This window comes from Pseudomonas sp. MF08875, from assembly GCF_059862525.1.
The window spans coordinates 115,604-121,868 of the sequence record NZ_JCBCUW010000015.1; the positions used below are offsets into that span (position 1 = coordinate 115,604).

General features: G+C 56.0%; 6 protein-coding genes. All 6 read right to left on the reverse strand.

Going from position 1 to position 6,265, the window contains the following annotated elements; genetic code table 11:
* Positions 1-24: 24 nt before the first annotated feature.
* Genes AC19YT_RS11265 through AC19YT_RS11290 form a run of 6 tightly spaced genes read right to left on the reverse strand, consistent with a single transcriptional unit; the run spans position 25 to position 5,651 of the window.
* Complete coding sequence (locus AC19YT_RS11265) at positions 25-519, reverse strand: fimbrial protein (RefSeq protein WP_095110081.1); 495 nt, start codon at positions 517-519, stop codon at positions 25-27.
* Between the two features lie 10 nt (positions 520-529).
* A complete protein-coding gene (locus AC19YT_RS11270; RefSeq protein WP_095109978.1) occupies positions 530-1,111 on the reverse strand; it encodes a fimbrial protein in 582 nt (193 codons plus the stop codon).
* Positions 1,112-1,132: 21 nt separating this feature from the next.
* On the reverse strand, positions 1,133-1,894 hold the full coding sequence (locus AC19YT_RS11275; protein WP_095109979.1) for a fimbria/pilus periplasmic chaperone: 762 nt from the start codon (positions 1,892-1,894) through the stop codon (positions 1,133-1,135).
* Positions 1,891-4,497, reverse strand: a complete 2,607-nt coding sequence (locus AC19YT_RS11280) for an outer membrane usher protein (protein WP_095109980.1) — start codon at positions 4,495-4,497, stop codon at positions 1,891-1,893. Before AC19YT_RS11280 ends, AC19YT_RS11275 begins: the two co-directional genes overlap by 4 nt.
* 19 nt (positions 4,498-4,516) lie before the next feature.
* Positions 4,517-5,077, reverse strand: a complete 561-nt coding sequence (locus AC19YT_RS11285; RefSeq protein ID WP_095109981.1) for a fimbrial protein — start codon at positions 5,075-5,077, stop codon at positions 4,517-4,519.
* Positions 5,078-5,129: 52 nt separating this feature from the next.
* A complete protein-coding gene (locus AC19YT_RS11290) occupies positions 5,130-5,651 on the reverse strand; it encodes a fimbrial protein (protein ID WP_095109982.1) in 522 nt (173 codons plus the stop codon).
* Between the last annotated feature and the right edge of the window lie 614 nt (positions 5,652-6,265).

The window sequence follows — 6,265 nt, forward strand, 5'->3', positions numbered from 1 at the left end:
ATCGTTCCTCTTTATCAGTGCTCTTCATTGGTACTCGACCACGAGGGTGGCAGCCGCATCGAAAGTTCCGCCCCTCAACTGGCTGCCTGCACGTTTAACCGGCACTGCTTGCACCACCGGAAAGTTGGGATGGGTAAATTTCACCGCCGTATTGAGCGGCCAATCGGCACCGTTGACGAACAGCTTTACGCCAAGATCCGTATTGCGGGTCAGGAGCACCTTGCTATCAAACGAAGCTCCCGTGCCTTTGAGTTCCAGCGTCATCGCGTTGCTGAAGGGGGAGTCGCACGTGACCGTATAAGGCACGTTTCGACGGTAATTGACGCCGTCGATCCGTGACGTCAGCAGGTCGTTGCCAAACGGTATGTTCAGCGTGCCGCCACTGTTAATGACACAGGGCGGAGGTGCAATGATGACTGCGCGGATGTTCAGGTTGGCATCGGCTTGCGCACCCGAACTGACAACCCACAGTAGGCCCGCGCCGATAAACATGGCCCGCGAGCCGGTTAACCTGGTCATTGTTCTGCCCTCACTCATAATTGAGCCTGAAATCCACCACAGCCCGAAATGCCCCGCTGGTCAGTGGCGCAGAGGTTCGCGTGGGCTGGACATTCCAGGTTTGCATGCTGTCGCCGGTGGGTATGAACAGAGGCTCCCCTCTGGCGCCCAACGGCACATCGCGCCCCAGAGCGTCGGTCAAACGCAGCCCCATTCCAGTTACACCCTGCACCTTGACCAATCGCGGGTCATCGGCATCGGCAGGCGCGACAAACGTCACCGAGAGCACCGGTTGATGGGCGCTCCAGACCAGGTTTCCCGTACGCTCGTTAACGATACGGCCCGCGGTTCGCTGACAATCATCGAAGCGCAGTTGAAAAGCCACGGAGTCGGCCTGATCGCCCGCCCGTTGCAACCGACCGGCAGATATGGCGCCCAGGTCGACCGTTTGATACTGGGAGGCCATCTCCACACTGCAAGGGGTTTCATACATGGAGCCCTTCACATTGAGCATCCCGACTGCGCCTTCGACATCCTCTTCATCCGCGGCGTATACCTGCCCCACCAAGGCCACCCATAGGCAGCCCAAAACCTTCACTGTATGCAACTTCATGACGTTCTCCTGCAGCAGGTACTACTGACCAGGCGCTGATGCTTGCGAATTCACCTTGCACGTCCCGCCACTGCACGTGAACGCCAGTAGCGGACGGCCGCCGTAATCATTCACATAGGACAAATACGGCGTCGTACCAAGTGCTTTGGCCGTTGGGCCCAAGGTCTGTGAGCCTTTGGGCGGGACCATCAGCGGCTCGAACTGCGCCAGGGTTTTACCCTCCTTACTGCTGCGCGCATCCACTAGGGTCACGTAGTAAGGCGTTGGGTTGTGCACCCGGTAATGTTGGCCTTCGCGGGTAAGGGTCAGCTTTTCCTGCCAGGGATTGGCAAGGTCTTGCTGGCTGGGTGCGATCGCCTGCGGACGGTAAAACAACTTGATCCGGGTTTGCAGCGCGATTTGCAGGGTGTTGGCCTTGTCGCTGCGCGGCGGAATCTCCCTCAAATTGAAGTAATAGATAGTCTCCCGGTCTTGTGGCAGCGACTTGGCAGCGGGTAATGCCTGCACTTTCACCTGGCTCTGTTTGCCTGGCTCCAATCGCTGAACGGGCGGCAGTACGATCAGGGGCGAGGTGATTTTTTCGCCGGCTTCATCCTCGATCCAACCCTGGGCCAAATACGGAAGCTGGGTATTGTTGTTAGTGATGCTCACGCTGGTGGCGTCTTTGCTTCCATCGAAAATCACACGGGTACGGTCCAGACCGACAGCAGCCCAAGCGCTATGGCTCAAGCCTGAAACCAACAGTGCAAAGACCCAGGGTGCGGGGTGCGAATGAAACATCATGAGGCTGTGTTCTCCGTATCGTTGCGCTTGCCGCTCAGCGCGTCTGGCTTGGGTAAGGATTGATCGGCGATTACCATTTGGCATCGCAGTTGCAGAACATCGGTCAAGCTATCGGCCGGCAAAACGACAGGAAGCGTTAATGTGCAACGCTTGACGCCGCCCCAACTGACGACCATCTGCTGGCCGGCATGAATGCCGCTCAGGTAGACGTTGCCGTCGTCATTCACGATCCCGGTGTCCTGCTGCTTCATGTTTTTCACCGTCGCGCCAAAGGGTGGCGAACTACCATCAGGCAGGCGCAGCACCGCCATGGCCTTCTCACCCGAAATCACGTCAATTGCGCGATAACCGATTGCCCCTTCAGTGAGCGTCAGTTGCGTCACCGATTGTGTGGCTTCGACATTGCTAGGCAGGCTCTCCAAATCGACACTGGCCGCCGTACGCTGATAGCTACCGATGTCGGAAATGACCGCTTTGCCAAAGGCGTTGGTGCGCGTCGGTGCGCCGTAACCCCGCATAGGTACATCGGGTACACCGCCGGTATCGATCATCAGGCGGGTGCCACCCTGGCTGTTGGTACGATGCAGGGCGCCACCATGAGCCGTCAGCGTGCCACCACCGCGAATTGAGGCACCGAGGGTGCGGCTATCGCCTTGTTGGGTGCTGGCGCTCAGATCAATATCGGCCCAATCACCGACATGATTCAGATAGCCGCTGGCAGCGTTGTTGCTGGCGCTCAGTTGATAGCTGTTACGTTCATCGATGCGGTCGCTGTAGCGTGTTGAAAACGTGTTTTGGCCTGCCGCTCTATTTGCATCCAGCGACAGTGTGCCGGTGCGCCCCAATGGCAGGCTGACGGTCAGCGCCATACCGTTGTCCTTATAGTTGTAATCCTGGCTGCGATACATGTTCAGGGACAAGCTCATGTTTTTGACGGACCCCACATTGAAGTAGCGGGATAACGATAGATTCCAGCGCGAACTGTCCGGCTGTCCCCAATAAGTTCGTTTGTTATAACTGGCGTAGACAGTGGCTCCCAGGTCACGGAATTGCTTGCTCATCGTTACCGTATAAAGGGCCTTGCTATCGCCAATCGGCCTCCAGCTACTACCACGGTCATTCATTTCGTCGTGCCGCCCGGCAAGTTCACCATTCAACCCGTAATGGCGGGCGTCCAGATATTCCCCCATGCTCAGGAAGTTCTTATCGGAAAACCGATAACCGGCGAACGTTACTTGGCTGTCGTATCGTTCAAAGTTCTTGGAGTATTGAAGACGGTAGGACTTGCCCGACAACGACTCATTCCAAACATCGGCATGGGACTGCGTCACATCCAGCGATACAGCCCCGAATGCCATCAGGTCACGGCCCACACCGAGAGTCAGCGCACGGTAGTTGCTATCAGCTATACCACCGCCCAAAAGCGACCAGCCATTGCTGATCCCCCAGGAGAATTCGCCGGTACCGAAAAAGTCGCCGTCACCACCGTGCTGGAGATTGGACGGTCTGCCGGTGGCGAGCTTGTACCGAATCTGCCCTGGTCGGGTCAGGTAGGGAACGCCTGCCGTATCCATCTGGAATCTCTGCACGGTTCCGTCTTGCTCTTCCACCCGCACATCCAGCGTGCCGGACACCGCGTCGCTAAGGTCCTGGATGCGAAAAGGCCCTGCCGCAACAAGCGTTTCATACAGCACACGCCCTTGCTGGCTGATGATGACTTTGGCATTAGTCTTGGCGACGCCTACCACTTGCGGTGCGTAACCACGCAAATTGGGCGGCAGTTGGCTTTCATCCGACTTGAGTGCAGCCCCGGTAAAACGAAAGCTGTCAAACAGGTCCGAATACAAGTAGTCCTCGCCCACCACCAGCCGCGCCTTCAATGACGGAACGGCGCGATACGCGTAATAACGGCTCCATTCCAGTTTCTGACCGACCGGCAACGCCTCACTTCGGTTGTCTACTCGCCCCTGCCAATCGGCCCTCAAACGCCATGCCCCGGCATTGGCTCCCAGTGTTCCGTTACCACTGAGGCTATTGCGGGTGCCGTCTTTCTTTTGATAGTTGGACTGCGCCGTCATGTTGTAGTCAAGCAGCAGCCCGGGCACCCCTTCATCCCAGCGAGAAGGCGGGTCCCAGTTGATGGCGCTGTATTCCAGATAGGCCTGGGGGATGTTGATGTTCAGTGTCGAGGTGGCCAAATCTGCACTGACTTCAACGCCGGCCAAGCCTTTGATATCCAGGCACTGCCCACCTTTCCAGCCGACGAGTGCAGCAACTTCTGAGGCTTTGAGGCCCAGTAGTTCCACCAGATCTTCAGTTAAACAAGCCTGACTGCCCTTGGGGTCATTGTCAGGGGGATAAAACGCGACTGATTGCTCGGCAATAGCCTGGGCATTAACCTGCACCATCATCGAATAAGTGCCAGGCATAACAAACCCACTACGGGCAAACTGAGACAAATCAATATTCGTGCGATCACTCAGATCCAGAACGTCGGTATTGAACTCGATATCCGCGGCACCTAATGCGGTTCCGGCCAGCGACATCAGCCCGCCAAATATACTTGGGCGGAGCGTATTTTTGAGCGTCGACGTATTCAACATGCAAACAACCCATTACTGTTCAAAAGTATTCCAACTTGAACTTCACTGCCGCTGTATGAGCCCCGGCCAACATCGACAACCCATTGCCGACCAAGCGAAGCGTGTAGTGAAGTGTCATGTCACCTTCAGCCAATGGTTGCAGCGCCATTGGCACACCCGGAACACTCTCTTGGCCATTCACATCTTCAATATGAAGAGCGACCCCTTGCGAGTCACCAGAGACCGCAAAGGAACGCCCGCCTCTGTCTCGGGGACCGTCAAAGGTCACGCGCAGGTGCTGCCAGTCAGGCAGGTTTTGGCCTGGGCGAGATGGATCAGGGCGTGTCAATGAACAATTAACCAGACGCAACTCAAAGGGCTGCGTATTGCCCTGCCCGTACCGCAACAGCCGGCCAATGGGCTCGGGAGCCATCTCAATCGTTTGATCGACCGTTGTCACTTCCAGCCCGCAGGCGGAGTCAACCACTTGCCCGCCCAACAGCACTGTCCCATCGCCCTGAGTAGTCGCCTGAGCGAAAACCCAAGGGGCAATGAACACCGTTAAAGAAGAGGCAGCAGCGAGATGCATGAATGTATTCACCGGGATCTCCCACCAGTGTCCCCTGCCACCCGAAAGTGGCAGGGGCGAAGCCTTACTGATAAGCCAAGGTAAAGTTGGCTACCGCACTGAAATCACCCGGAATGATCGGCGCCGTGGCGGCACCTTGTACGTACGCACCGAATTCCAGCGTGTTGTTACCGGCAGTAATAAGTTGCGGGGTCGTTGGAACACCCAGTTCAACGAGCTTATCGCCGTGGGTCATCATGATGCCCACGCCGCCCGCGCCGCCGACCGTACCCAGCGCACCCGGCACTGCTGCGGAGGGCGCCCCCGTGAAGGTCGTCGTCACCGTCTTGTCGGTGAGGCCGGTCAAATCGCAACCTTCAAGTTCTATGAACACACTTCTGGGGGTGGACTTCCCTCCCGCCATCAGTTGATGCTTTGCAATCGACCCCAAGTGAACGCTCTGATCGACAGATTCCGGCTTGATGGAACAAGCCCCCGAATGCACCGACCCCAAAAACGTAACGGTGCCGTCCGCCGCTTGCGCAGCGGTAACCGAACCCATCAGCAGCCCAACGGACAGCAGTGCAGTTTTGAACTTACTTTTCATACAGATTTTCACCTAATAAATATCTTGAACTATTCCTGTCACGACTGTGCGCAGGACGTATTAACCCAGCGATATAGTCAGTGCGACTTACAACCCCACTTAATAATTAACCCCCAGACTGTCATGTCATTCAGAGGGCCTCGAGCCGTCGCTGAAAAAGCAACAACCGCTGTTATCAAGAAGGGTTTTTTAGAAGCGCCGAAAGTCTGGAGTTTCCAACTACTTACATCAAAAGTCGGCTCCGTCCGACGCCAGAGGAGTATCCGCGACCTTTTTTTATATATATGTCGCCCGATTCACCTGAGCAGGTAGGTCGAACAAACCAAACCAAGTAGGAAAAATCCAAAAAAGACTTTGTGAATATTTACTGCAAACTGTAAAAACATGCTTCTTGCAGTTTAATAAGGATAATTCCTCGAAACACAACTCCATAAGAACACCTACTTGTGGGAAAGGTGAACTTACTCATCCAAAGGCACAGATAAGGGGCGGCCGCAAAAACTGAGTGCAACACCTGACCTTTCCGGTACGGTGCTGCCACTATGTCCTATCACGAACTCAGTATCCCCGAACGTGCGACCCTTCAACTCGGCCTTGCCCAAGGTTTCAGCCAG

Coding starts and splice junctions, on each gene's coding strand:
- AC19YT_RS11265 (WP_095110081.1), bottom strand. CDS start 519: ATGACCAGGTTAACCGGCTCGCGGGCCATGTTTATCGGCGCGGGCCTA.
- AC19YT_RS11270 (WP_095109978.1), bottom strand. CDS start 1,111: ATGAAGTTGCATACAGTGAAGGTTTTGGGCTGCCTATGGGTGGCCTTG.
- AC19YT_RS11275 (WP_095109979.1), bottom strand. CDS start 1,894: ATGATGTTTCATTCGCACCCCGCACCCTGGGTCTTTGCACTGTTGGTT.
- AC19YT_RS11280 (WP_095109980.1), bottom strand. CDS start 4,497: ATGTTGAATACGTCGACGCTCAAAAATACGCTCCGCCCAAGTATATTT.
- AC19YT_RS11290 (WP_095109982.1), bottom strand. CDS start 5,651: ATGAAAAGTAAGTTCAAAACTGCACTGCTGTCCGTTGGGCTGCTGATG.